Source organism: Candidatus Zixiibacteriota bacterium, assembly GCA_040752595.1.
In the GTDB taxonomy this organism is placed as follows: domain Bacteria; phylum Zixibacteria; class MSB-5A5; order WJJR01; family WJJR01; genus JACQFV01.
In genome coordinates this window covers 56,276-79,833 of record JBFMGX010000032.1, presented here as the reverse complement: position 1 = coordinate 79,833, position 23,558 = coordinate 56,276, and the positions used below count along the sequence as shown (strand labels likewise).

General features: G+C 61.4%; 22 protein-coding genes and 1 pseudogene. 15 read left to right on the top strand and 8 right to left on the bottom strand.

Annotated features, from left to right (window positions below; all coding sequences use genetic code 11):
* Positions 1–33 precede the first annotated feature (33 nt).
* The 8 genes from AB1792_08770 (at position 34) to AB1792_08735 (ending at position 7,198) form a co-directional block, all read left to right on the top strand.
* Entirely contained in the window at positions 34–1,647 is a 1,614-nt protein-coding gene (locus AB1792_08770; protein ID MEW5702305.1) for a 2Fe-2S iron-sulfur cluster-binding protein, read from the top strand.
* A gap of 56 nt (positions 1,648–1,703) precedes the next feature.
* Positions 1,704–2,795, top strand: a complete 1,092-nt coding sequence (locus AB1792_08765; GenBank protein ID MEW5702304.1) for a complex I subunit 1 family protein — start codon at positions 1,704–1,706, stop codon at positions 2,793–2,795.
* Positions 2,796–2,945: 150 nt separating this feature from the next.
* The gene (locus AB1792_08760) at positions 2,946–3,536 is read left to right on the top strand and encodes an NADH-quinone oxidoreductase subunit I (protein ID MEW5702303.1); all 591 of its coding nucleotides are present in this window, start codon (positions 2,946–2,948) and stop codon (positions 3,534–3,536) included.
* A gap of 73 nt (positions 3,537–3,609) precedes the next feature.
* Complete coding sequence (locus AB1792_08755) at positions 3,610–4,167, top strand: NADH-quinone oxidoreductase subunit B family protein (GenBank protein ID MEW5702302.1); 558 nt, start codon at positions 3,610–3,612, stop codon at positions 4,165–4,167.
* 62 nt (positions 4,168–4,229) lie between these two features.
* Positions 4,230–4,805 (top strand): NADH-quinone oxidoreductase subunit C, encoded by a 576-nt coding sequence (locus tag AB1792_08750; protein MEW5702301.1) that lies wholly within the window; start codon positions 4,230–4,232, stop codon positions 4,803–4,805.
* A gap of 17 nt (positions 4,806–4,822) precedes the next feature.
* Positions 4,823–5,329 carry an NADH-quinone oxidoreductase subunit I gene (locus AB1792_08745; protein MEW5702300.1) on the top strand — a complete coding sequence of 169 codons (507 nt, stop codon included), beginning with the start codon at positions 4,823–4,825 and terminating at the stop codon, positions 5,327–5,329.
* Between the two features lie 74 nt (positions 5,330–5,403).
* Complete coding sequence (locus AB1792_08740; protein ID MEW5702299.1) at positions 5,404–5,949, top strand: hypothetical protein; 546 nt, start codon at positions 5,404–5,406, stop codon at positions 5,947–5,949.
* A 19-nt stretch (positions 5,950–5,968) separates the two neighbouring features.
* Positions 5,969–7,198 (top strand): NADH-quinone oxidoreductase subunit D, encoded by a 1,230-nt coding sequence (locus AB1792_08735; GenBank protein ID MEW5702298.1) that lies wholly within the window; start codon positions 5,969–5,971, stop codon positions 7,196–7,198.
* A gap of 214 nt (positions 7,199–7,412) precedes the next feature.
* On the opposite strand, the gene AB1792_08730 is transcribed toward AB1792_08735, so the two are convergent.
* The 3 genes from AB1792_08730 to AB1792_08720 all read right to left on the bottom strand — a co-directional run bounded on the left by AB1792_08730 (position 7,413) and on the right by AB1792_08720 (position 10,450).
* Complete coding sequence (locus AB1792_08730) at positions 7,413–8,690, bottom strand: glycosyltransferase (protein ID MEW5702297.1); 1,278 nt, start codon at positions 8,688–8,690, stop codon at positions 7,413–7,415.
* Positions 8,687–9,907 (bottom strand): glycosyl transferase, encoded by a 1,221-nt coding sequence (locus AB1792_08725; protein ID MEW5702296.1) that lies wholly within the window; start codon positions 9,905–9,907, stop codon positions 8,687–8,689. Before AB1792_08725 ends, AB1792_08730 begins: the two co-directional genes overlap by 4 nt.
* Before the next feature lie 159 nt (positions 9,908–10,066).
* A complete protein-coding gene (locus tag AB1792_08720; protein ID MEW5702295.1) occupies positions 10,067–10,450 on the bottom strand; it encodes an SWIB/MDM2 domain-containing protein in 384 nt (127 codons plus the stop codon).
* A gap of 678 nt (positions 10,451–11,128) precedes the next feature.
* Between AB1792_08720 and rpe the strand changes: the two genes are divergently transcribed.
* The 4 genes and pseudogenes from rpe to AB1792_08700 all read left to right on the top strand — a co-directional run bounded on the left by rpe (position 11,129) and on the right by AB1792_08700 (position 14,134).
* Positions 11,129–11,773 carry a ribulose-phosphate 3-epimerase gene (rpe, locus tag AB1792_08715; protein ID MEW5702294.1) on the top strand — a complete coding sequence of 215 codons (645 nt, stop codon included), beginning with the start codon at positions 11,129–11,131 and terminating at the stop codon, positions 11,771–11,773.
* 104 nt (positions 11,774–11,877) lie between these two features.
* Positions 11,878–12,180, top strand: a pseudogene (locus tag AB1792_08710) (DNA methyltransferase).
* A gap of 435 nt (positions 12,181–12,615) precedes the next feature.
* On the top strand, positions 12,616–13,323 hold the full coding sequence (locus AB1792_08705; GenBank protein MEW5702293.1) for a hypothetical protein: 708 nt from the start codon (positions 12,616–12,618) through the stop codon (positions 13,321–13,323).
* 316 nt (positions 13,324–13,639) lie between these two features.
* On the top strand, positions 13,640–14,134 hold the full coding sequence (locus AB1792_08700; protein MEW5702292.1) for a hypothetical protein: 495 nt from the start codon (positions 13,640–13,642) through the stop codon (positions 14,132–14,134).
* 12 nt (positions 14,135–14,146) lie between these two features.
* Here AB1792_08700 and AB1792_08695 read toward each other — a convergent pair whose 3' ends face one another.
* The 4 genes from AB1792_08695 to AB1792_08680 all read right to left on the bottom strand — a co-directional run bounded on the left by AB1792_08695 (position 14,147) and on the right by AB1792_08680 (position 17,594).
* Complete coding sequence (locus tag AB1792_08695) at positions 14,147–15,571, bottom strand: carboxypeptidase-like regulatory domain-containing protein (protein ID MEW5702291.1); 1,425 nt, start codon at positions 15,569–15,571, stop codon at positions 14,147–14,149.
* Between the two features lie 383 nt (positions 15,572–15,954).
* Positions 15,955–16,191: a CDGSH iron-sulfur domain-containing protein gene (locus AB1792_08690; GenBank protein ID MEW5702290.1), complete on the bottom strand. Its 237-nt coding sequence runs from the start codon at positions 16,189–16,191 to the stop codon at positions 15,955–15,957.
* Positions 16,192–16,278: 87 nt separating this feature from the next.
* On the bottom strand, positions 16,279–16,791 hold the full coding sequence (locus AB1792_08685; protein ID MEW5702289.1) for an FKBP-type peptidyl-prolyl cis-trans isomerase: 513 nt from the start codon (positions 16,789–16,791) through the stop codon (positions 16,279–16,281).
* Between the two features lie 155 nt (positions 16,792–16,946).
* On the bottom strand, positions 16,947–17,594 hold the full coding sequence (locus tag AB1792_08680; protein MEW5702288.1) for an SRPBCC domain-containing protein: 648 nt from the start codon (positions 17,592–17,594) through the stop codon (positions 16,947–16,949).
* A 261-nt stretch (positions 17,595–17,855) separates the two neighbouring features.
* On the opposite strand from AB1792_08680, the gene AB1792_08675 reads away from it, so the two are divergent.
* Positions 17,856–18,887 carry a hypothetical protein gene (locus tag AB1792_08675; GenBank protein MEW5702287.1) on the top strand — a complete coding sequence of 344 codons (1,032 nt, stop codon included), beginning with the start codon at positions 17,856–17,858 and terminating at the stop codon, positions 18,885–18,887.
* A 206-nt stretch (positions 18,888–19,093) separates the two neighbouring features.
* Complete coding sequence (locus tag AB1792_08670; protein MEW5702286.1) at positions 19,094–19,483, top strand: hypothetical protein; 390 nt, start codon at positions 19,094–19,096, stop codon at positions 19,481–19,483.
* 20 nt (positions 19,484–19,503) lie between these two features.
* On the opposite strand, the gene AB1792_08665 is transcribed toward AB1792_08670, so the two are convergent.
* Positions 19,504–20,985 (bottom strand): glycosyltransferase family 39 protein, encoded by a 1,482-nt coding sequence (locus AB1792_08665; protein ID MEW5702285.1) that lies wholly within the window; start codon positions 20,983–20,985, stop codon positions 19,504–19,506.
* A gap of 294 nt (positions 20,986–21,279) precedes the next feature.
* Between AB1792_08665 and AB1792_08660 the strand changes: the two genes are divergently transcribed.
* Positions 21,280–23,556, top strand: coding sequence for an Ig-like domain-containing protein (locus tag AB1792_08660; protein ID MEW5702284.1), 2,277 nt, complete (start codon positions 21,280–21,282; stop codon positions 23,554–23,556).
* Positions 23,557–23,558: the final 2 nt, after the last annotated feature.

Sequence of the window (23,558 nt, the reverse complement as noted above, 5' to 3'; positions counted from 1 at the left end):
GGCACCTGACCGACAGAAGCGAAGACCGCACACATGCCCAAAGTCACCATCGACGATCGCACGATTGAAGTTCACGCCGGGACCACGGTCATCCAGGCGGCGGAGCAGTTGGGGATCTTCATCCCCCACTACTGCTACCATCCCGGTCTGTCGATTGCCGGCTCGTGCCGCATGTGCTTGGTCGAGATCGAAAAGAACCCCAAGCTGCAGATCGCCTGTTACACGATGGTGACCGACGGTATGGTCGTGCGCACGACCACTCCTGCCGTCACGATCGCCCGGGCCGCCATCCTCGAATTCCTGCTGGCCAACCACCCGCTCGACTGTCCGGTCTGCGACCAGGCCGGGGAATGCAAGTTGCAGGAATTCTACATGCGCTTCGGCCGCTATGACTCCACCCTGTTGGAGGACAAGCTCAAGAAGCACAAGGCGATTCCGATCGGGCCGCACATCATCCTCGACTCGGAACGCTGCATTCTCTGCTCGCGCTGCACGCGGTTTGTCGATGAGGTCACCAAGACGCACGAGCTGGCGATCTTCAATCGCGGCAGTCATGCCGAGCTGTTGCCGGTGCGTGACGCCGTGGTGGACAATCCCTATTCCGGTTGCCTCGCCGATGTCTGCCCGGTCGGGGCGTTGACGGATCGCGATTTCCGTTTCCAGGTGCGGGTCTGGTATCTGGAAAAGACCGAATCGATCTGCCATGGTTGCGCCCGCGGCTGCAACATCGAGATCCACACGAATCGTCGTCGCACCCACCACAACAACGGCCGTCTGATCGCGCGTTTCAAGCCGCGCCACAATGCCGACGTCAACGGGTACTGGATCTGCGATGCCGGCCGGTACTCCTACAAAGGGTTGGAGTCGGACGATCGACTCCTGTCGCCTGCGGCGCGTGGACAGGCAGGGCTGTCTTGGACTGACGCTCTGGCGCAAGTCGACGAACAGGTCACCAGCGCCATCGCTGCGCACGGGGTCGGCAGTGTCGCGGTGATTGCCACCCCCTCCCTGTCCAACGAAGAGATCTGGGCCCTGAGACGACTCTTCCGCGAGGGGATGAAGGTCGACGCGATCGCCCATCTCTGCCCGCCCGATCCCAACGGCGTCACGGACGACCTGCTGCGTCAGGCGGACACCTTCCCGAATTCGTTCGGCGCCAGTGTGATCATTCCGGGATCACCACCCGCGGTCGAATCGGTGCTGAGTTCGGCGGCCGATGGTCGTATCAAGACCCTGTTTGTGATCGGCAGCGGGCTGGCCGAGCGCATCGCTTCCGAGCGGCTGAAGGAGGCGCTATCACGAGTCGAGTTGGCGATTGCGATTCAAACGCATCACTCCGTCGTGACGGAGGCGGCCACATTCGCAATGCCGATGACGACATACGCCGAATGTACCGGCACGGTCACGAACTCCGCCGGCAGGGTCCAGCGCTTCTGGTCAGCCATGCCGCCGCTTGGGGATTCGCGCCCACTCCTGGACATTCTGGCCGATCTGGCCGCCCGTTGGGAGGTGCCCTCGGCGCCGCGCGATCCCCAATCGTGCTTTGCCGAGTTGGCGGGCTGTGTCGAGTACTACGCGGGATTGACTTATGCAACGCTGGGATCGATAGGGGTCAATCCCCGGCAGATGGCAGTACCAAGCGCGTAGAGGGAGCCTTGAGGACAAGGGGCTTAAGCCCCTTGTTGCCCGTCGCCAATACGGTCATGATCACCACATTCGCCATAGCCGCCGCCGCTGGCGCGACGTTCTTCATCATCATGTTTGTGCTATCGCTCGCCGGCGTTTTGACTTGGGTCGAGCGCAAGGAATCGGCGGTCATGCAGGACCGGATCGGCGCCAACCGGGCCAAGATCCTCGGGCTGCGCCTATGGGGTCTCTTTCATATTATTGCCGATGCGGTCAAGATGTTCACCAAGGAGGACTTTGTCCCCAACACGCCACACCGTTTCCTGCACACGCTGGCGCCGATTCTCGCCATCTTCTTCGCACTGGTCAGCTTCGCCGTGATCCCCTTCGGGAACGCGATCCGGATCGCCGGACACACGGTCGGGCTGCAGGTCGCCGATCTGAACATCGGCCTACTCTATGTCTTTGCGATGATGTCGGTCGGCGTCTATGGCGTCGTGCTGGCGGGTTGGTCATCCAACAACAACTACTCGCTTCTCGGCGGTGTCCGCGCCTCGGCGCAGATGATCTCGTATGAAATCACCTTCGGGCTGACCCTGGTCGGGATCATCATGATCTTCCAGACCCTGTCGCTGGCCGAGATTGTGCGCGCGCAGGGCGGTCTGCTCTTCGGTTTTCTGCCGGCGTGGGGTGTGTTCTACCAGCCGCTCGGGTGCCTGCTGTTTCTGATCGCCGGGATCGCCGAGACCAAGCGCATCCCCTTCGACATCCCTGAGGGCGAATCGGAGATCATCGGTTTCTTCGTTGAGTACTCATCGATGAAGTTCGGGATGTTCATGTTTACCGACTTCATCGAGACCGTGCTGATCAGCGCCTTGGTCACGACCTTCTTCTTCGGCGGGTGGCAGGTCCCCTGGCTGGCCGATACCGGATTCGTTTTCCCCTGGGGCGCCACCTGGAACATGGGGATGTGGGTGGTGGAGATCCTGCGCGTCGGGGCGTTCATCGTCAAGGTCTGTTTCTTCTGCTGGTTCTTGCTGTTGGTGCGTTGGACACTCCCCCGTTTCCGGTTTGATCAACTGATGCACTTGGGGTGGAAGATCCTCCTGCCGCTGTCGTTGCTCAACACGATGGTGACCGCGGCGCTGGTGCTGTGGCTGGGGCGGTAGTAGAACAGGAAGAAGCAGATCCCTCACTTCGTTCGGGATGACAGGTGGATGGTTTCGTAGCCATGATACGACAGCACACACGGCCACTCAGTGCCCCACCCGAAGGGTGGGGATTGACCTGCCCACCCTGGCGGGTGGGGCACTGATAGTATGACGACGCGTACCGTCAATGTGATCAACGTCTCGGCCCGGCGGCGCACGCTGAGCGTCTGGGAGCGGATCTACCTTCCGGAGATTGTTCGGGGGCTGTGGCTGACCTCCCGCCATTTCTTCGTGAATCTGTGGCGACATACCCTGCGTCGGCTCGGGTTCAAGTCGGTCCAACCGGGCGCGGCAACCTTCCAGTACCCGGAGGAACGCCGGCCGCAATCGCCGCGCCTGCGCACGCTGCACCGTCTGGTGCCGCGCCCCGATGGTACGCCCCGTTGCGTCGCTTGCATGATGTGCGAGACGGTTTGCCCGGCGTTCTGCATTCGCATTGTCGCCGAAGAGGTTGACGACCCGTCGATCGAGAAGCGGCCGCGCTCGTTCGACATCGATATTGGGCGTTGCGTCTTCTGCGGGTTCTGCGTCGAGGCCTGTCCCGAGGATGCTATTCGCATGGACACCGGCATCGTGGAGATCGGCTCGTTGTCCCGTAACGGCATGATTCTCAATCTGAAGACGCTGTTGGCCCTCCGGGCGGCGCCCGATCAGGAGGGAAAGCCGGTTGATTTCTTGCAGAGGCAATTGGTATTATAGTTGGTTGTGCCCTGTCGCCGGGACGACCCGGAAGTTGGTATAAGATAAACTCGGCGGCCGAGACGAGAACACCATGGTCAAGACGGCAACCGAACTGAAGACAGCGCAGAAGGCCGAGGAGACCCTCCCCTTGGAGGGGCGGCACGGCAACAATGTCATCGTGACCTCGATCGACAGTGTCTTTGCGTGGGCGCGCCAATCATCGGTCTGGCCCATGACCTTTGGGCTGGCCTGCTGTGCCATCGAGATGATGGCGACCGCCGCCGCGCGCTACGACATCGACCGCTTCGGCATGGGCGTGATGCGTGCCTCCCCCCGTCAGACCGACCTGATGATCGTCGCCGGCACGGTGACGATGAAGATGGCGCTGCGTGTCAAGCGGCTTTACGATCAAATGCCCGAGCCGAAATACGTTCTCTCGATGGGATCGTGCGCCACCTGCGGCGGACCATACTGGAAACACGGCTATCATGTACTCAAAGGGGTCGACCAGATCATCCCAGTCGATGTCTATGTGGCCGGGTGTCCCCCGCGTCCGGAGGCGCTACTGGAAGGGCTGATGATGTTGCAGGAGAAGATCAAGCGCGAGGCGCTGTTGGGCAAGAAGCTGGCGCCGGCGATGTCGGCGTAGCTCGTTTCGGTCGCAAAGAGACAGCAGATCCCTCGCTTCGCTCGGGATGACAGAGAATCGGCATGACGACCCAGGAAATCCATCAGCAACTGACCGCCCAGTTCGGCGATTCCATCGGTCCATTGTCGGAGGGCGTCGACCCGGCCTGCGTCGTGGCCACCGAGGTCATTGCCGATGTCTGCCGTTGGCTGCACGATCAGCCGGGAATGGAATTGACCTCCCTGATGTGCCTGTCGGCGACCGATGACAAAACCAAGCTCGGCGTGACCTACAACCTGCACTCGATGAGGCACCGGCACCGCATCACGCTGAAGATCGAGCTGGCGGATCGCAACGCTCCGCATGTCCCGTCGGTGGCCGTCGTGTTCGGCACAGCGGATTGGCACGAACGGGAGGCATACGACATGATGGGGATCGTCTTCGACGATCACCCGGACTTGCGCCGCATCCTCTGCCCGGAGGACTGGGAGGGGTGGCCCTTGCGCAAAGACTATGTCGTGCAGGAATACTACCGCGGGCTTCGGGTCCCCTACCCTGAGGGAAGAGACCTGGATCGAGGGCACTGGGTATCGCGCGACGTGCCCGATCGGCGCGCGGTGCCGCCGGACACGCACGAGCCGGACCTGACGGGGATCTGACGAACGGAAGGGCGCACATGCGACGCATGCGAGAGAACATCCTGGGGTTCTGGTCCCTATTGGTCGGCCTGCGCGTGACCTTCGCGCACATGCTCAAGAAGCCGGTCACCATGCAGTACCCCGATGAGACTTGGGAGCTTCCGATCGGCGCCAAGGGGCAACTGTTCAACAAGATCGAGGACTGCATCGGTTGCCTGCAATGCGCCCGTGTCTGCCCGGTCGACTGCATCGCCATCGAGACCGCCAAGGCAGGCAAGGACGAGGACCTCGGCGAGACGTCCAACGGTCAGAAGAAGAAGCTGCACGTGCTCCGCTTCGACATCGACTTCGCCAAGTGTTGCTACTGCGCGCTGTGCACCGATCCCTGCCCCACCGAGTGCCTGTACATGACCGGCGTCTACGAGAACTCGGTCTACAACCGCGATAACCTGATTCATCACTATGCGACATACTCGCCCGAGGAGGCCGAACGCGTGCGGGCCTCCGTGGACGGCAAGACAACCAAGTTGGGGGTTCATCCGTGAGATCTTCGCGGGCGGGACGAGACGCCGTCTTGGGAAGGAACGGTTCAACGATGAGGCGACAGCATCGGAGCAGATTGTGGTCGGCCGTGATGGCGGCGGTGTGCGTCCTGGCGATCGTGGGTTGCTCGGGCGGCAGACATGACCGCGTCGTCCCCGCCAATGAGCAATCGAGCGAGCTTTTCGATCGCTCCTACGGCTATCTGGTGAAAGGCGACCCGGATTTCCTGCGCCTGGCGCCCAACTATTCGGCGCTGCGGCCGTTCTCGCGCGACACGTCGATCATGATCGAAACGCACTCCGAACATGAGGGCAAGACGCCGCCCCCCGAGGGATACACCGAGTACTTCCACGTACGGCTGAACAAACCGATGTCCGTGCGGCTGATCGTCGCCGACACCACCGGCAATGGCCTGATCACCTACGAGTACGAACAGGTGCCGGCGGGCACGTACACAATGGGATCGAAGGGATGGCCCGTGCCGCAGTTGGAGGCGACCAAGGGGATGCCCTGGGTCTATGTCTACTGGGTGACCGACCAGCGCTTCCGTATGAAGCACCAGTTCCGCCTCGACAAGAAACAACACTTCACATACATGCCGACCCCGCCGCAGCCGAGTTGACGGAGAGGGACATCGTACCATGAACGACATCTTCGCGCCACAGGCGCCGCCGCGCTATGAAGTCGACGATGATGATCTCTTGATCAACATCGGTCCGCCGGAGCCGCCGGAGAAGTACTCCGGCGCCTACCTGGCCGACACCTATAGGGTCAACATGGGGCCGCAACACCCCTCGACCCATGGCGTGCTGCGGCTGGAGCTGACCATGGACGGCGAGGCGGTGCTGCGGGTGCGGCCGCACATCGGATATCTGCATCGTTGCTTTGAAAAACACGCCGAGAATCTCCCCTACCCGGAGGTCATTCCCTTCACCGATCGCCTCGACTACATCGCCGCGATCAGCCAGAACATGGGGTATGCGGTTGCCGTCGAGCGGCTCATGGGAGTGCAGGTCCCCGAGCGTGTCGAGTACATCCGCGTGATCGTCTGCGAACTGCAGCGCATCGCCAGCCACCTTGTGGCGCTGGGGACCTATGGGCTCGACATGGGGGCCTTCACGCCGTTTCTCTGGGCCTTCCGTGACCGGGAGATGATCCTCGATCTGTTGGAGTGGCTGACCGGCGCGCGCATGCTCTACAACTACATCTGGGTCGGCGGTTTGGCGCGCGATCTTCCCGAGGGATGGACCGACAAGTGCCGGCAGTTCCTGCGCTACTTCGAACCGAAGCTTAAGGATTTCAATGATCTCCTGTCGTTCAATCACATCTTCATCAAGCGCACGGCCAGCGTGGGGATCCTCCCCGAGGATCTCGCCATCTCCTATGGCGTGACCGGGCCCAATCTGCGCGCCTCCGGTGTCGACTGGGACCTGCGCCGCGACGACCCTTACTCGATCTATGACCGCTTCGACTGGAAGGTCATCACCGGCACCGGCGAGCATGGGAAACTCGGCTCCTGCTGGGACCGGTATATGGTACGTGTTTTCGAGATGGCCGAGTCGGTGAAGATCTGCCATCAGGCGCTCGATGGCCTGCCGCCGGGCGACGTGCGCGAGAAACTGCCGAAGAGAGTGAAGCCCCCCAAGGGCGACGCCTATGTCCGCACCGAGACGCCGCGCGGCGAGCTCGGCTACTACATCATCTCCGATGGCTCCGATGTCGCCTTGCGCTGCAAGGCCCGTTCCCCCTGCTTCACCGCCATTTCGTCGATCGATGCGATCGTGCAGGCCTCCAAGAGGCCGATGCTGATCGCCGACGTCGTCGCCGTCGTCGGCTCGCTCGATATTGTGTTGGGCGAGATCGACCGCTGAGACTTCCGACATCCCGGATGTCCTTGTAGGGGCGTATGGCAATACGCCCCTACGCGTGTGGGGGCGCGGCCTGTCGAGGATCCCGAGGGAAGCCGAGGGGCCGTGCCCGGGGCTGTGGACAGGTCGCAGAGCTGCCCCCTGCGGAAGCAACGTCAGGAGCGCAGGGCTCCTGACCTACTGCCACTTTCCACGACCGCGATGGGGGTGGACAGAACTACAACGATGTGAGACCCTCACTCAAGGCCGGGGGTTGCAGAGCGGAACCATCCCACAGGTCGATTAGGATCATCTTGCGGTCCTCGAAGGCCTGCGCCTGTTCCTCCACCAACTGCTCCGCCTCAGCCGAGTCGGCATTCCGGGTGTCGTTGATGAAGGAGGCGACACGGGCCAGGTACAGTGGAGTTGACAGTTCAAGCAGTTTGTAGCGGTGGGAGCGCCAGAGGTGGAATGTCACGGCGAGTTCATAGAGCAAGCGCACCCAGATGTCGATGTCGATGCGCAGACGGTCATCGGGCATCAATGCGGCCTGTTCGATTCCGGCGTAGACCGACGGCGAGAATATCTGTTGCCACAAGACTCCGAACCGCCGGTGGCCGTCCCGGAACGTCCGGCACAGGGCGGCGTGGTTGACGGCGACCGGCTCCGGTTGCGCCCCGTCGTCCTCCCCGAACACCTCGGTGGGTTCGGAGCCCACCACGGTCTTCCAGTACAGCTCATTCTCTTCCATCAGTGAGAATAGAGTATAGAGCACTTGTCGGAACATCGGACCGAGGTGGGCGGCGGGGTCCTTGGCGTCATGGACCTTGACACCCAGACGGGCCTGGCAGACGCGGGCCCCGGTGATCAACGCGCCGGTCGTCATCCAGATGTCAATACCGAATCGGGCGATGTCGGTGTCCCAGATTTGTTGCCGCATGAAGTAGCCGCTGCAGGCCCGGGAAAAGGCAAAGTCGCCGCCGATCGGCTGCCGGATACGCCGGCCGTAGAGGGCACGCGTGAGGTTGTACACGATGTTGTTGGTGATCGTGCCGTCATACTTGTGACGCGTATAGATCGGAGCCACGAAATCGTAGCCGTCGTTCAGCACCGGTTCCAGAAGGCGCCTGACCCAGTCACCGGTGATCGAACGCAGATCAGAATCCACCACCATGCAGGCACGGGCTCCCAGACGCTCGCCCGCCTCGAAGATCGACCGCAGGGCGGTCCCCTTCCCACCGATGCCGCGGTAAATGGACACCAGTCTTTCCTGCCGGGGCTCCAGGGGGACCCGGGCTGCGGTCTCGCGCGTGTCGTCCGTTGAACCGCCGTCGGCGACGAGGATCACAGCGTCTCGCTCGGAGTAGTGATGCCATAACCCCTGCGAGACCATCTCGATCACATGACCGATCGTGCGTTCGCTGTTGTAACAGGGAATGCCGACCACGATGTCGGCGCCGGCAATCTCCCCGATCCGCTCGGCAACAGGACCCCGGAGCGCGGTGTCATAGCTCATCCCGTGTGCCCTTCGTTGTCCGCGGCGACCGCCGCCAGCAACCGGGCATCGAAATCCGGGATGGCGGCGAAGACACGGTTCCAGTTCGGGATCTGATGCGGGCCCAGAGGATCTTCGACCACGATCTGGCCGGCGGCGCGTATCGCCTCAGTGAACATATCGACCGCGCGACCCTCCTCATGTCGGTCGCAATCCAGCCCATTGATCATGGCGTCGCCATAGTATCGCACAATCATGTCCTGGGCGATCCGGCGGTAGGTCGCTCGCAGAGAGTTGAAGAACCCCGGCGAGTATATCACATCCTCAGTGGCCAGCGTGGCGAACAGGGAGTTGGCGATGTCGATGGCCATCCGGTGCAATCCGCGGGTCGGGTCATCGGCCGACAACGCCTGATGCTTGTGCTCATAGTTGTCGCAGAGGTCGACCTGACAGATGCGATTGACCGCGCAGTGGCGATAGATCTCCGCCAAAGTCCCCATCTCCAGTCCCCAGTCCGAGGGGACACGGGTCAAGCGGGCCAGATTCACCATCATGGACAGTTCCCCCGCCAGCGGGTACCGAAAGCTATCGTAGTACGCCAGACTGGGCCGCGGCCCGATCATGGTGATCAGAGCGCGGATCAGCGGCGTCACCAACAGCCGGGTGACCCGCCCATGCAGGCGGTTGGTGACCCGGCTGTAGTACCCCTTGCAAAACTCGTAGTCGAGTTGGGGTGAGGCGACCGGGTAGATCAGCCGCGCCAGGAAATCACGGGAGTAGGTGAGAATGTCGCAGTCATGGAGCGCGACGACGTCGCTGCCTCCTTCCGCGATCACATATCCGTACGCCAGCCAGACCTGCTTTCCCTTGCCGTCGGGGCCGGGATCCAGCCCCTTCGATTGAATCATGTCCAGAAGCGCATTCAATCGCTGCCCGTTGAGCCAAAGGAGGGTGACCTTTTGCGGCAGGGCCGAGAAGTACTGGCGTGCGTGGGCATACTCCTTGGGGGAACAGGGGCCGAGGGTGACGACGATTTCCCGCAGGTAACGCACGGCACACAGCTCATCGACGATGCTCCGCAGTGCCGGCCGCTCCAATTCGGAGTACAGGGAGGGAAGAATGAGCGTCATTCCACGCAGCCGGGCGATCCGCACCAAGTCGTCCTCCAGGTGTTCCAGCTTCGTTTCTCCCAAGCGGTGAAACGTGGCGATCACCCCGTTCTGAAAGAAATCACCCATGGGAACCCCCATCGCGAGAGCGGTTCGAGAACCTCCCGTAGTATCATGCGCATTCCCCGATCAGTATACGGTCCCCGGGTGGCGGGGTGCATGACAAAACGCCCCGGCCGGAACGATCCGACCGGAGCGGTATTGCCCCCGCTGTCTGTGCGTCCGTGCTCAGGCTTCCTTGAGGTGCTTCGAGACCAACTTGGTCATCTCGAACATCGACACCTGGGTACGCCCGCCGAAGATCGCCCGCAGCGCCTCATCGGCGTTGATCATGGTGCGCTTCTTGGCGTCCTGGAGGCCGTACTTCTTGATGTACGCCCAGAGCTTCTTGGTGACCTCGGTGCGGGGCATCGCCTTGAGGCCGACGACCTGTCCAAGGGTCTCGGACGGCATCATCGGCTTCATGAAGGCGGGATTCGGCTTGCGCGCGGTTTTCTTCTTCGGCGCGGCCTTCTTGGCGACTTTCTTCTTCGGCGCCGCCTTCTTGGCGGTTTTCTTCTTCGCCGGCTTCTTCGCGGCCTTCTTGGCCGTTTTCTTCTTTGCCTTTTTCATCGGCATGATCGACCTCCCGGTCGGTTGGTGGGTTTGACTGGCACTGCGTTGCGGTATGCGGTCATTGACATATCGTGTGAACCATCCCGGCCGGACCAATACACTGGGAACAACCCATGAATACCTATACCTCCTGCTGGCGTCTGGTTCTGCGTGCGGACGATCACCGGACGGTTCGCGCCGGGTTGGCGAACCCGGTGATCATCGCACAGCACGCGTCCGTTCTCCTATGAGAATCGCCGCCTGTCCCGGCGGTCAATCCCGTGTGCTCCTATGAAGATCGACGCCCCATGCCACCCGCTGCACTCGCAGCCACAGGTAGCATGAATGTGACCGTGATAGTGCGCAAGAGAAAAATTGCGATTTCTCCTATGAAAACGCAAAAATCTCCCTATGGAGCGCGGCGGGCACCGACGGGTGAGTCGGGCACGGCACGCTTGTCCGCCTCTGGCGGGCCGTGCCCCTACAAATGGCATCGGTGCCCCACTCGGCGGGCTCGCGGTAAACCACCCGAAGGGTGGGATTCGACGCCGACCCGAGGTGGCGGCGCAACGCCGCTGCTGATTCGGCTGGTGCGGAGGCCGGGGAAACGCCAGATTAGCAGGGGACGCCCTCTGGGATGCCGGCACCCGCGCGATGCCGATCGATCCCGGCGATCGGGGTCCCCGGAGGTCAGCCATGGTCAAAGTCGCCGCATCGGTCCTATCCGCCGACTTCGCCCGTCTGGCGGAGGACACCCGCGCGGTGGTCGAGGCCGGGGCCGACTGGCTCCATCTCGACATCATGGATGGGCACTTCGTCCCCAACATCTCCTTTGGGCCGGACATTGTCGGGACCTTCAACCGGGTCACCGACACCTTCCTCGACGTCCACCTGATGCTGACCGACCCCGGCCGGTACGTCGAGGCATTCGCCCGCAACGGCGCTGATCTGATCACCTTCCACATCGAAGCGGTCCCCGAGCCGCGCCCCCTGTTTGCCCGGCTGCGGGCCATGAGGGTCCAAGTCGGCCTGACCTTGAATCCCGACACTCCCATCGAGCGGGTCACCCCCTATGTCGGGGAGATCGACCTGCTCCTCATCATGTCGGTATTCCCCGGTTTCGGGGGGCAGAAGTACATCGAATCGTCCACCGAGCGGATTCGCGCCGTTAGGCGGGCGACCGACGCCGCCGGTTCGAAATGCCTCTTGGAGGTCGATGGCGGGATCAACGTCCAGACCTGCCGCACGGTGGTCGAGGCCGGAGCAGATGTCCTGGTCGTCGGCTCGGGATTGTTCGGGACCGGGGATTACGCGGGGACGATCCGGAAGTTAAAAGCGTAGAGAACTAAGCGGGCAGCGATTGCGATATGCGACAGCCCCGCAAACTGATTGCTTTCCCTAATCCTATTGACGAAGGTGCTCAGGGGTAGGGCAATCGGACTCCGATGGGAACCAGACAAACGAGCGGCAAGACAGCGGTTAAGGCCCCGGTGCCATGTCAGGGAAGAAGAGACGAAATCCGCGGCGCCGCTTCACGCGGGCCGAACGGGGATGCAAACAGGTTGCTCCCGGAAGACCGCGTCGTTCACGACTGGTACCGATTCGTGCTCTCCTTCCCACCGCATCTGGTACGGGAGTACATCGAGCGCTTCAAACTGTCAAGAGGGTGCACAGTGTTGGACCCGTTCTGTGGCACTGGGACAACTTTGGTCGAATGCAAGAGACGTGGCATCAGCAGCTTGGGTGTCGAAGCCAACCCTATGGCGCACTTCGCGAGTTCGGTCAAGATTGACTGGACGGTCGACCCTGACCGATTGACGCAGCACGCGGAGAGGATCGCTGAGATCGCGTCCAGAGAACTCGAGTCAGAAGGCGTTTCGGATGTGGCAGAACCCCTATTCGATCGACGCCCACAGGTTCTCCGACTCCTGACTCTCCCTGCGGAAGCCCACGAGCTCCTGCTTGCGAACTCCATAAGCCCGGTGCCCGCGCACAAAGCCCTACGTTTGCTCACATGCTTGAATCGTCGCCCGGAAAGAGCCTGCCGCAACCACGAACTTCTCGCCCTAGCAAGAGTGCTGGTTTTCTCAGCAAGTAATCTCCGGTTCGGTCCGGAGGTGGGCGTGGGTAAGCCAAAGGACGATGCGCCGGTGATTCAACCATGGCTTGACTGTGTGAAGCTCATGGCGGACGACCTGCGCGGAATCCGTGATACGTCCTCCGCTCAGGCGCGGGTCCTGCGGGCCGATGCGCGAGAACTGGGCCGGCTTCTGGAACCCGCCCGATTCGATGCTGTGATCACCTCTCCGCCCTATCCGAATGAGAAAGACTACACTCGCACGACGCGGCTTGAATCCGTGTTTCTTGGCTTCTTACGCTCCAAATCCGACCTTAGGACATTGAAGCAGACTCTGGTCCGTTCCAACACCCGGAACGTGTTCAAGGCCGACAAAGACGATGAGGAAGTTGCGGAACACGAGGAAATTCAACGACTTGCCGATCAGATCGAGTCTCGGCGAGTCGAGCTAGGAAAGACGTCGGGGTTTGAGCGACTGTACCCGAGAGTCGCAAAGCTCTATTTCGGGGGGATGAGACGCCATCTGCAGGGCCTGCGCCGACTTGTTCGTCCGGGCGCTCAGTTGGCTTACGTCGTTGGCGACCAGGCCTCTTACCTTCGGGTCATGATCCGCACCGGCCAGCTTCTGGCGGACATCGCTGACTCACTCGGGTACGAGGTACTGCACCTAGACCTTTTCCGCAGCCGGTTCGCGACGGCCACCGGCGAGATGCTCCGTGAGGAGGTTCTCTTGCTGAAGTGGCCTGGTGAGCGGAAACGGAGGCGCCCCCTACCACCGGTGAGATCACTGGCATTGCGGGAAGGCAGGCAATAGACCGATGACACCGAGAACACCGAAGGTCAACCGCTACGAGAAGATCGTGGAGCTAGTCTTCCTGTCTCGCCACGAGAAGGGTGCGACAGAAATCCCGTTTACGCGCGACGACCTAATCCGTGCCGCGCGCAAGTGCCGAATTGAGGTTCCCAAAAACCCGGGTGACATCCTTTACTCGTTCAGGTTCAGAAGTCCTTTGCCGGAGGCAATACGAGACACCGCCCCTGCAGGACTGGAATGGACTATAAGATTAGAGGGCCGCGGACAGTATCGCTTCGTTGCTACGCGAGGGGCAGCGATCATCCCTTCCGAGCAGATGGCCGAGACCAAAGTGCCCGACGCAACGCCGGGCGTCATCGCTATCTATAGCTTGGGCGACGAGCAGGCTCTTCTAGCAAAACTCCGTTACAACCGGCTCATCGACATATTCACGGGCGTTGCATGCTACTCTCTGCAGAACCACCTGAGGACCGCGGTCGCTGGTGTCGGGCAGGTGGAGATTGACGAGGTCTACATCGGAGTGGACAAGAGGGGTGCCCACTTTGTGCTGCCGGTTCAGGCCAAGGGTGGGCGCGACAAACTGAGCGTCGTCCAGGTCGAGCAGGATCTGGCTGTATGTGAGTCGAAATTCCCCAACCTGATCTGTCGTCCCATCGGCGCCCAGTTCATCAAGAAGGACCTGATTGCCCTGTTCGAGTTCGAGACTGACCGCGGCGAGGTGAAGGTGGTCTCCGAGAAGCACTATCGTCTGGTCGAGCCCGACGAAATCCTCGATGCCGATCTGGTTACCTATCGCTCACGTCCCTTGTAGAGACGTTGCATCTCACATCGCCGGATTGCAGTCTTCGCCCCGGCAAAGATCGAAGACCTCCAGGACCGGCTCGTTGCGGTAGGCGACGTATAGTCGTTCGGCCTGCGCGTCGACGGCGAATCCACGAGGAACCAAGAAGAAATCGACGACAAGTTGCGTTTCGTATCGGTTGTGCCGCTGCAGAGTCGACAGTTCCCGTTCCTCAATGGCACTCCTCACCTCATCCGGTCGGGAGGGATCATCCAACAGCATGAACCATGTCTGCCGCTCGGGAACAACCTTGAGGACGTGATCCAGATCTCGTGTTGCGGGATGCACCTTGTTGTCCCTCAGCTTTGAGGCATAGGACGTGCCGCCTGTCTCGTAGGTGACCATGAGGAAGGCGGATTGGGACCGTCCCGCGACTCCGATACCCTGCGCGAAATCCCAGTAGTCGACAGCGAAGCCCGTGAATCCCTCACCCGGATCCATGTTGACCTTGCGGACCCCGGCGGTCGGCGCCACCAAGTCGCTGTCCCGGTCAAATGCCCCCCACTTCGCCAGACTGATCGCCGTCAGGAATGGCCCCTCCGGGAAGGGAACCGAGAGGTTTCCGACCAGAATCTCACCGGCCAGCGGGTCGTAGGCGATGTTGTAGGCCCAGCCCAGCGCGCCGGCGACGAGGTCGTCGTCGAAGGCGTTGTTTCCATCTGCCGGGTCATTGTCCGCATCGACCACGAGCCCGCTCCTCAACGAGACGGCGTAAACCTTCCCTACCGGATCGGGAAAACTCAAAGTCTGCCTCCCGACCGTGGCAAACAACCACTCGCGGGTGTCATCAAGGGCCAAGCGGCCGCCTAAAAACGACATGTCGGTCTCGAAGACCACGTCGGCTCGGGATGCCGCCATCGTGGCGATATTGAAGAACCGGACTCCAAATGCTGACACGGACCGGCCATAGATGGCGACCTCATCGGCGGAAATCAGGGCCAGATCGCAGACGTCCTCCAAGTCGGAGAATTCATGCGTGCTCCCCTGACCGGTGGCCAGGTTGAGGACCACAATCGCCGGGTGTGAGCGGCCAGCCGAGAGGTAGGCGGAGTCGTACAGCAGAATGGTGCGCCCGCCCACCGGATCGATCTCGACGCGCGCCGCGCCCGAAAAGGGGAGGCCGTAGCAGTTGCCTGAGTTCTGGGCCAGTGTGACATCAACCCGCGCCGTGTCGTTCTTGAGAACCTCGACGGTCTGCTCCGGGACCGACAGGCACAGACTGGCCGCAAACGTCAACTTGTAGCCGCTTCGAACCGGGACATCGCGGAAAAAGAATGAACCTGTCGTGCCGGTGACGACCGAGCTGTCGAAGTCCCCGCCGCGCAGGCGCACATGAACCCCGGATGCCGGTGTCATGGCCGCTGACAACTCATACGGCAGGTAAACCGTGCCGCGGACCGCGCTCATGGATGTTGGACCATTGCCCTTGTCTCCGCCACATCCAACCGCGAGAGCTGCCGCCAGCACGGCAACCCCCCACCGCGTCCCACCACATACAGGCAATCCCGTTCGCTGCGCCATCATCGGATTCTCCTGTTTGCCGCCTTGTGAATATACACGGCAGACGGCCCGTACGTCCAAAGCGAAGGCCGCATATACTCCCAATGGCAAGCTCGCGTGCAGGTAGCACGAACTGCTCTCAAGCGCCTCTCTCAAGGGTCTTCATACTGACCCTGTGCCACGGGTCTTCAGACCCGTGGGGAATTGGCTCACCGTCCGCACGGGTCTGAAGACCCGTGGCACGAGGCCACTTCGCGCCCGACCGGGATGGCGAGGGTGATCTTGACGGACTACAGCCGCTTATGAGTGCCGTCGCAGTACGGCTTGTTCCCGGAATGCTTGCAGCCGCACCAGGCAATCCGCTTGTTCTCGGTCAACTCCACCACGATCGGCCGGATATCAGTGACCTTATGAGAGCCGTCGCAGTACGGTTGATTGGCCGACCGGCCGCATTGACACCAAGAGACCCGCCGTGCCGTCTCCTCGATCACATAGGGGCCCTTCTGGGCGATGATCGGCTCGGTCATGTGTCCTCCCAGCCACACTACCCGCCGTCGAGGCGACCGCAAAACAGCCGTCCCCGTTGGCACCGATGGAAACTGCCGCGACAGCGATCAGCCGCCGACGGCTGCGTCTTGGATCCCGACCAACTCGACGTCGAAAACCAGTGTCGCCCCCGGCGGAATGACGCCGCCGGCGCCGCGGGCACCATACCCCAAGTCGGGAGGGATGATCAACAGGCGACGGCCGCCGACCTTCATCGTGGCCAGACCTTCATCCCAACCCTTGATCACCCGACCCTGGCCGAGCGGGAATGGGAAGGGCTGTCCCCGGTCGCGCGACGAGTCGAATTTGGTCCCATCGGTCAGCCACCCGGTGTAGTGCGCCAGGACCATTTGTCCCGTCTGGGGGGTCGCTCCCGTACCCACTGTCATCTCGATGTACTTCAGGCCGGAGGGTGTCGTGACCGTGTCGCCGCTGACTTGGGGAATCCCCGGGGCCATGGCCTGTGCCGGCTCGGCAGGTGGCTGTGTCGCCGGGGTCTGACTCTCTGCGGGTGGCGCCGCTTCCTTCTTGGCGCACCCGGCGATCACGACCAAACCTGAGAAGATGGCGACTGCGAGCATTGTCTTCAAAGCGATCTCCCTTCTGTCTGCTGACGGACGAATCACACGTCAGCGGGTTTTGGACCGGCGACGCTGCCGGATGCCGAACGGTGAATGACTCGATCCTTCTTTGGACTGTGCCGCGGGCTGTCCCGGCGGACTCAGACGCCCCGCCATCAGATGTTCACCAGATGCAACTGGCGGGTCTTGGCACGCTCGGTTTCGCGCAGGTCGTGCCCGCCCTCGACGACCGACTTCAAGTTGGTCAGGAAGAACACCCATCCCGCGCGACAACCCATGTGCATGTCCCGATGCGCCCGGGGCGTGTTGGGGATGTCATACTGCCGCAGGTTGACTTCACACCAGACGCCTTGCTTGCGGAGAAGGACCTCCACCAACATCCCGGCACCGAAGCCGAACGACAGCTTGGTCGGGGGACGGACGTCGAGGACCCAGTCTTCGCCGGCGACGCCGTCGTTATAGAACCACTCCCATCGGTAGCGGTCTCCGGTCTGGCACATCTCGGCGTCGGGGCGTGCGGCCAGGGTCTCGAAGGGCGGCACCTTCGCCGCCTCCCGACGGGAACTGGGACGTCCAGACGATGCCGCAAAGGCCGCCGACCGCAGAAACCAGCGGCACAGGCCCTGGGATGTGGTCCATATGGTGTACACATCCTCAGGCCGGGCGCGGACGTAGATGCCCAACCGGAATTGGGTCCAGTCGAAGGCCGGATCCTTGGTCAGAGCTCCTCCCTGTTCGGCCGGTTCCCCCATCAGGCGATGCACGGACACTGGCGTTGTGGCTTGCCGGCTCTGGTGCGCCATCGTAGGCCATCTGCCGATAACTGTCAAGAGGTTACCATCTTCGCCCCTGACATAACGGGTCGGGCAATCCGGCCTGATCCCAGCGTCCCACGGGTGCGAGGATGGAGTGCCATTGTCCGCGGGGCCGCGTCGGCGGTGCACGGAGTCCCGAGTGACCGCGTCTGACCGCCACAAAGACAACGGCTTGACAGATTTGATAAGGCGATGTTGATTTATAGTGAGAGTTCGACTGCGGGATTACCTGCCGTCTGGGGAGACAAAATGAAGAGCATAAGGGCCGTTTGCGGTCTCTGTGTCGTGGTGGTCATCGCGTCGCTGAGCACGGCGGTGGCGGCGGAGTTCCCGCGCCTGATGAACTTTCAGGGCCGACTCGATGACACCGCCGGAGTACCGGTGCCGGATGCCAACTACACGGTGACCTTTCGCCTCTTTGACATTCCGACCGGCGGCACCGCCCTGTGGACCGAGACTCAGAGCATCGCCACGACCGCCGGCGTGTTTTCGGTCCTGCTCGGCGATGTCGACACGATTCCGCCGTACGTGTATTATCGCGACAGTCTGTACTTGGAGGTTCAACCGAACGGCTCCGACCCGGTGCTGCCACGCTCGCGTCTGACGGTGGTCCCCTATGCCCGGCGGGCGCATGATGCCGATCTCCTCACCGGCGCCACGGTGCTCGATCTCGAAGAATCCAACGAGATCGACGCCCAAATTGCCACCCACACGGCCAACTCCAGCGCCCACCACAGCAAGACCGTCGACGCTTCGGAACTCGTCATCGGCACCTTGCCGGAGGGACGTCTGCCGCAGGGGGCCATCGATTCCACCGAGATCGAGATGGAATCGGTCGGTGCCAACCGCCTCGCCGACGAGCCGGGCATTGCCTACACCTTCACGGATTTGAAGACGCTCTCCTCGACCATGGCCGTGATGGATTCGGCGATCATCACCGTCCCCAGGGGCGGATACATCTTCATCATCGCCAACGGCTGGTTCTATCGACTTCATACCCAGGGCGCCGGTGATTGCATCGCGACCGTGTCCCTGTCGGGATCGCGGGTCTCACACGAGGACAACCACACCGCCAAATTCACGGTGTTGTCGGCCGAGGTATCCGGCCATCACACCCAGAATTTCACCGTCAGCCGCGTCCTCCCGGTCGGCCCGGGCCAGACCAAGGTCTATTTTCTGGGCGACCTGAGCGGCACCGGCACCTGCCAGGTGCAAAAGGCACACATCACGACGCTCTACTTCCCCACGCCGTACGGGAACATCGACATCACGGCGCAGTAGGGTCCTTTCGTGAAGACGCCAGGGTCGCTCCCTTGGGCATCTCTCACGGAATGTATGTCGAATGTGAATCGGGCCCGCACGACCCCTTGGCGCGTAATCGGCCCGGATCTCTCCGTGTATACCGAAGCTGGAGCCCATTGTAAAGAACCCCCCGGGCAGGTGCCCACCGGCCCAGCGCGGGGCGCACTGATCGGCTTATACTTCACATGATGAGAATCGACCGCAAAGCAGAGACCGCCGTTGTTGAACTCTTCGTAGAGATCCTCGGCACGACAACGGTGCATCGGAACTATCGGGGGTTCGACTTCCTACGGGGTGACCCGACACCCAAACGTCCGAAAGGAGTCCCACTTCCTGTGGATGCCTATTTCCCTGAATTCAACCTGGTGCTTGAGTACATGGGGAAACAGCACTACAAACAATGCGATTTCATGGATCGCAGACCTGGACGGAGGCTACAACGGCAACGATACGATCAACGGCGTGCCGAGGAAATACCCAAGCACGGCACGATGTTTGTCGTGGTACGCTATGACGACCCGCTTACAAGGGAGTTGGTCAGGCACAAGTTGCGTTCTGTTGGTATCCGGCGATAGGTTCCTGCTGGCCGGAGGCATTAGACGACGCTCCGATTGCGTGAGTCATTCGTACTCTTCATCACCGCCAGCCCGGCGAACGCCGCCATGACCGGCACGATCGGCATGTGGTAGCGTCCGGCGCCGTAGAAAACGAAATGGACCGCGATCCAGTAGAGGACCACGCCCAAGAGCAAGAGGCCAGTGGGATTCTGCCACGGCGATGAGCGCAGGTACACGATGACGCCGTACCCACACGCCAGCAGAAAGATCATCCAGAACGCCTGCGTCGCCAGCGCCAGCCAGCAGTAGCGATTGAATTCGTGCGCCGTGGCGGCATCACCCAGTTCAAAGAAAATGCCATCGGTGTCGCACAGCATGAAGAACGCCGACTTGAGCGTGCCGCGAACGAGGAATGCAACCGGATGCCGGCGGATGTATTCCAGTCCCCGCGCCATGCCGACACTGTCGTCGTGCGCCTCATCCTGCGCCGACTTCAGGAAGAGCACCCGGTGATCCGGCTCGTTGTACCCGACCCCGGCGTTCGGGTTGTTGCCGATGTGCAGATTGACGCCGACGTTGGTGCAGAGCGTCGCCCGTCCGAGGCGGGACTCATTGCGCATCATCCACGGCACCGTCACGATCAGAAGACCTGCAACACAGACCAGCCAGCGTGACGCGGTGCGCAGCGACAGCCCGCCCCGTGCCGCATAGGCCGGCAGGAATACGAGCGGGAGCAGAAACGACAACGTACGCGTCAGCGTGGCCACACCCAGAAGAACGCCTCCGACCAAGGCGGACGCCCATGGTCGCCAACCGCCCTCGGCACGGGGCAGAAGTAACAGCAGCGCCATCAACAGCAGAAAGGTGAACAACCTCTCGGAGCCGAGGATATTGGCGAAGAGCAACTCGCCGGGGATGATCGCCACAATCGCTGCCGCCCAGCGCGCGGGGAATTCGCCCCATCCTCTGCGCACAATCCGCCAGGTCAGATAGACACAGGCCACACCGAAGACGACATTCGCCATGATCCCCGCATGGGGATGATGCCCGAACACCGCGTACAATCGCGACAGGAGAAACGGCCACCCCGGCGGGAAGTAGGCGGTCGCGTGGGTGCCGTCGGTGTACTCGCCATGGATGAGCCACTGACGCGCCAACTCATCGTAGGTGGCGAAGTCGCTGATCAATCGCAGGGGCAACACCAGCACCGCCAGCAAACGCAGCACGAAGGCGATCCCGAGCGTGTAGGTGAGGAATGCTGTGGTGGGTAGACGACGGAGATTGTGGTGAAGACGAATGAGCAGCCGCTTCGACAACCGTGGGAAGAGCAGCACCAAACCGGGCGCCGCCAGGGCGATCATCATGATCCGCAGCACCAGCCAACTGTACTCCATGATCACGCCATCGGGACTCAACCCCGCCAGCGCCTCCTGCCAGAAGTCGAACGCGAAGACGCCGCTGGCCGCAACGAGGACCAGAATGGCACCGACGATGCTGCGAAGTCGGGACCAGGGTGTCATGGCTTGGCAGGATACACGCGTCGCGCTCCGGGGTCAATCGGGGGGAGGTGCGGGGAGATGAGGTTGCCTTGGGAGTGGAGAAAGCCGGGTGAGGGCGGAGGGGATCGAAGCCGAGTCCATCCTGCCAAGGTGTGCAACAGCTGCTATGTTGTTGTAGCGCTACGGCTTGACCGGCGTCGAAATCCCGGTGGAGACCGTGTGCCTGAGAATCTGGTTCCTTGAAATCATCCCAGGGCCTCGATAGATTATGGCACTTCTGCACTGGATCAGGTGCTGAACACGGGAGGCTACAGGATGCAACCCCTCTCTTACACTCCGGATGTGGACCTGAAGGTTCATGAAGAGAACGCGATCAGGCTCATCTGCAAGGCGTTCCAGTCCCATGAAAACGGCCTGCCCGAGTGGCTCAAGAACTCCGCCGATGCCTACGCACGCGAGCCTGCCCCGGAAGCCAAACGTGTCATTGTTGTCATCTTCAACTTCGGTCGAAGAGACCCATCGCCCTCAATTTCCTGTTTGGATTTCTCCGGGATGAGCTGTGACATGATCGAGAAGGACTTCAGAGTCTGGGCGGACCCGGAATCCGCACGACGCAGTGGACCGAAGGGTAACATCCAAGGCGGACATGGGAACGGCGGTAAGTGCTACATGACACAGATGTTCGAACACTATGCTGTGATCCAGAGTGTAAAGGAGAACCGACGCAACTGCTATGGTGTTACCGCAGGTTCTGTTAGATTCGGATACGTCCCCGACCGCGAGACCGGTCGCAACATAACGATCGCGAGTCTGCCCGCGGAGCTTGATTTGGTCCTTTCTCCGCTGGGCTGCTCCCTGAGGACTCTCCCCAAACCAGCGCTAGACGCGCTGGGGCTGGCGGACGGCTTCACTCTCATCCGTGGAGTGGCACCGAAGGGATATGAAGGCCGGATTCCGACTGAACAGCTCATTGAGACTCTGCGAAATCACCCACAGATGATAAGGACTCTTCAGCTGTGCAAGGTATTCGCTGTCGTGAATGGAGTAGTGGTCGAAGGTGGCCGGCCGCTATCCTTGCCGGATATTCCGCCGCTCCCCGGCGCAGAGGCACCCCGCGTGATAGCCATCCCCGAGATGCTCAAGGAGGAATTGTCTGGAACGCGAGTCTCCACGACTAGCGGCGGTCAGCTCCATCAAGGCAGACTGGTCCTTCGCACGTCAGAAAAGAGCATGCGCTGGAGTAAGAAAGGGAGACACTCGATTATCTACGAGGCGCAGTCGGGGTTCATCGGGTACGTGAGTGTCCCGGAGCTGGACATCCAGTCGTCCTACCGGGATCATATCTATGGCGAGTGCGTGCTCGAGGCGCTGGAGTCCTTTAAGCAGAATGATCGTGCACGGCTGGCCGACAGCCCCCTCAGCCGCGCCGTTGAGCGGTTCGTCTCTGAGCAAATACAAGCGTACGCGAAGGAATTCGAAGCGCGGGATCGAAGGCGTTACGATCAGGAGGAGAAATCGGCGCTCAGCAAGATGAATGAGGCTCTGGACCGCTGGAAGAATCGACTCCTCAATGAACTGCTAAGAGGACATTGGGGACCAGGAGACGGAGGGCCTCCCCCGCCTCCACCACCGCTCCCATCCGGAGCACCGGCCAGGATTGAGGTCAGCCTATCCCATCAGATGGCTGGCCTTGGTGTGGCGCTGAGGCCCACGATACGGTTCTTTGACAGAAACGGCGTGCGAATCCGACCCGTTCCATTCAGATGGGTGAGCGATGACACGAATGTGGCAATGGTCGATGAGGATCTGATGATCATTAACACATTCTCATATGGCGCGACCTCGATCTACGCCGAGATACTGAATAGCCGTTTGTGCTCCAACAAGGTCCCGCTGGAGGTAGTGCGCATCATCGGAGTACAGATTGTGCCCGAAGCCGTTGAAATCCCGGCAGGCAGCCGCCAGAAACTGGAGGCGGTTTGTCGGCTCGCGAACGGGCAGGAGACATCGTCGGTCCATTTGGTATGGACAGAGAATAACCCCAATGTGGCACGGGTCAGTTCATCAGGCCTCGTTTACGGTTTCGCCACGGGGGAAACCGAAGTGGTCGCGGGGGACGATTCGTGCACGGCCCTGAATCCCGCAGTCGTTCGCGTTATCCCTGGACGGGGGAAGGGACCGGGCGACCAACAAGGGGAGGGCTATCCCACGGTCAAGATCTCCGAGGTTGATCCCGATCCCGACACAGCCGAGCCTGTCGTCTTTAGTCACGATGACCCGCCCGTTTGGCAGAGACCGCAAGATGTCGATCGGAATATCTGGTGGATAAACAGTGCTGCACCCTTTGCCCGAATGTACTTGGACCAAGGTCGGGGCTACGGGTATGACTCACGGGAGTGGCGTATTTATCACTTGGAACGGTACATCGACATTATGATTCAAATCGCCCTGACGCAGAGCCCCACTGAGAAGGAGTCGCTTTCCGTTGAAGACTGGATCCTTAGGTGGGGAGAACAAGCGTCGGAAATCCAAGCCACTGCAGCGTCCGCCTTAGTGGACTTCATCGCTACCGGAGCACTTCCCGGAGAATAGGG

What these genes read in the sequence shown, in the direction of transcription:
- AB1792_08770 (MEW5702305.1), top strand. Translation starts at nt 34, where the DNA reads ATGCCCAAAGTCACCATCGACGATCGCACGATTGAAGTTCACGCCGGG.
- AB1792_08765 (MEW5702304.1), top strand. Translation starts at nt 1,704, where the DNA reads ATGATCACCACATTCGCCATAGCCGCCGCCGCTGGCGCGACGTTCTTC.
- AB1792_08760 (MEW5702303.1), top strand. Translation starts at nt 2,946, where the DNA reads ATGACGACGCGTACCGTCAATGTGATCAACGTCTCGGCCCGGCGGCGC.
- AB1792_08755 (MEW5702302.1), top strand. Translation starts at nt 3,610, where the DNA reads ATGGTCAAGACGGCAACCGAACTGAAGACAGCGCAGAAGGCCGAGGAG.
- AB1792_08750 (MEW5702301.1), top strand. Translation starts at nt 4,230, where the DNA reads ATGACGACCCAGGAAATCCATCAGCAACTGACCGCCCAGTTCGGCGAT.
- AB1792_08745 (MEW5702300.1), top strand. Translation starts at nt 4,823, where the DNA reads ATGCGACGCATGCGAGAGAACATCCTGGGGTTCTGGTCCCTATTGGTC.
- AB1792_08735 (MEW5702298.1), top strand. Translation starts at nt 5,969, where the DNA reads ATGAACGACATCTTCGCGCCACAGGCGCCGCCGCGCTATGAAGTCGAC.
- AB1792_08730 (MEW5702297.1), bottom strand. Translation starts at nt 8,690, where the DNA reads ATGAGCTATGACACCGCGCTCCGGGGTCCTGTTGCCGAGCGGATCGGG.
- AB1792_08725 (MEW5702296.1), bottom strand. Translation starts at nt 9,907, where the DNA reads ATGGGTGATTTCTTTCAGAACGGGGTGATCGCCACGTTTCACCGCTTG.
- AB1792_08720 (MEW5702295.1), bottom strand. Translation starts at nt 10,450, where the DNA reads ATGAAAAAGGCAAAGAAGAAAACGGCCAAGAAGGCCGCGAAGAAGCCG.
- rpe (MEW5702294.1), top strand. Translation starts at nt 11,129, where the DNA reads ATGGTCAAAGTCGCCGCATCGGTCCTATCCGCCGACTTCGCCCGTCTG.
- AB1792_08705 (MEW5702293.1), top strand. Translation starts at nt 12,616, where the DNA reads ATGGCGGACGACCTGCGCGGAATCCGTGATACGTCCTCCGCTCAGGCG.
- AB1792_08700 (MEW5702292.1), top strand. Translation starts at nt 13,640, where the DNA reads ATGGCCGAGACCAAAGTGCCCGACGCAACGCCGGGCGTCATCGCTATC.
- AB1792_08695 (MEW5702291.1), bottom strand. Translation starts at nt 15,571, where the DNA reads ATGAGCGCGGTCCGCGGCACGGTTTACCTGCCGTATGAGTTGTCAGCG.
- AB1792_08690 (MEW5702290.1), bottom strand. Translation starts at nt 16,191, where the DNA reads ATGACCGAGCCGATCATCGCCCAGAAGGGCCCCTATGTGATCGAGGAG.
- AB1792_08685 (MEW5702289.1), bottom strand. Translation starts at nt 16,791, where the DNA reads ATGCTCGCAGTCGCCATCTTCTCAGGTTTGGTCGTGATCGCCGGGTGC.
- AB1792_08680 (MEW5702288.1), bottom strand. Translation starts at nt 17,594, where the DNA reads ATGGCGCACCAGAGCCGGCAAGCCACAACGCCAGTGTCCGTGCATCGC.
- AB1792_08675 (MEW5702287.1), top strand. Translation starts at nt 17,856, where the DNA reads ATGAAGAGCATAAGGGCCGTTTGCGGTCTCTGTGTCGTGGTGGTCATC.
- AB1792_08670 (MEW5702286.1), top strand. Translation starts at nt 19,094, where the DNA reads ATGATGAGAATCGACCGCAAAGCAGAGACCGCCGTTGTTGAACTCTTC.
- AB1792_08665 (MEW5702285.1), bottom strand. Translation starts at nt 20,985, where the DNA reads ATGACACCCTGGTCCCGACTTCGCAGCATCGTCGGTGCCATTCTGGTC.
- AB1792_08660 (MEW5702284.1), top strand. Translation starts at nt 21,280, where the DNA reads ATGCAACCCCTCTCTTACACTCCGGATGTGGACCTGAAGGTTCATGAA.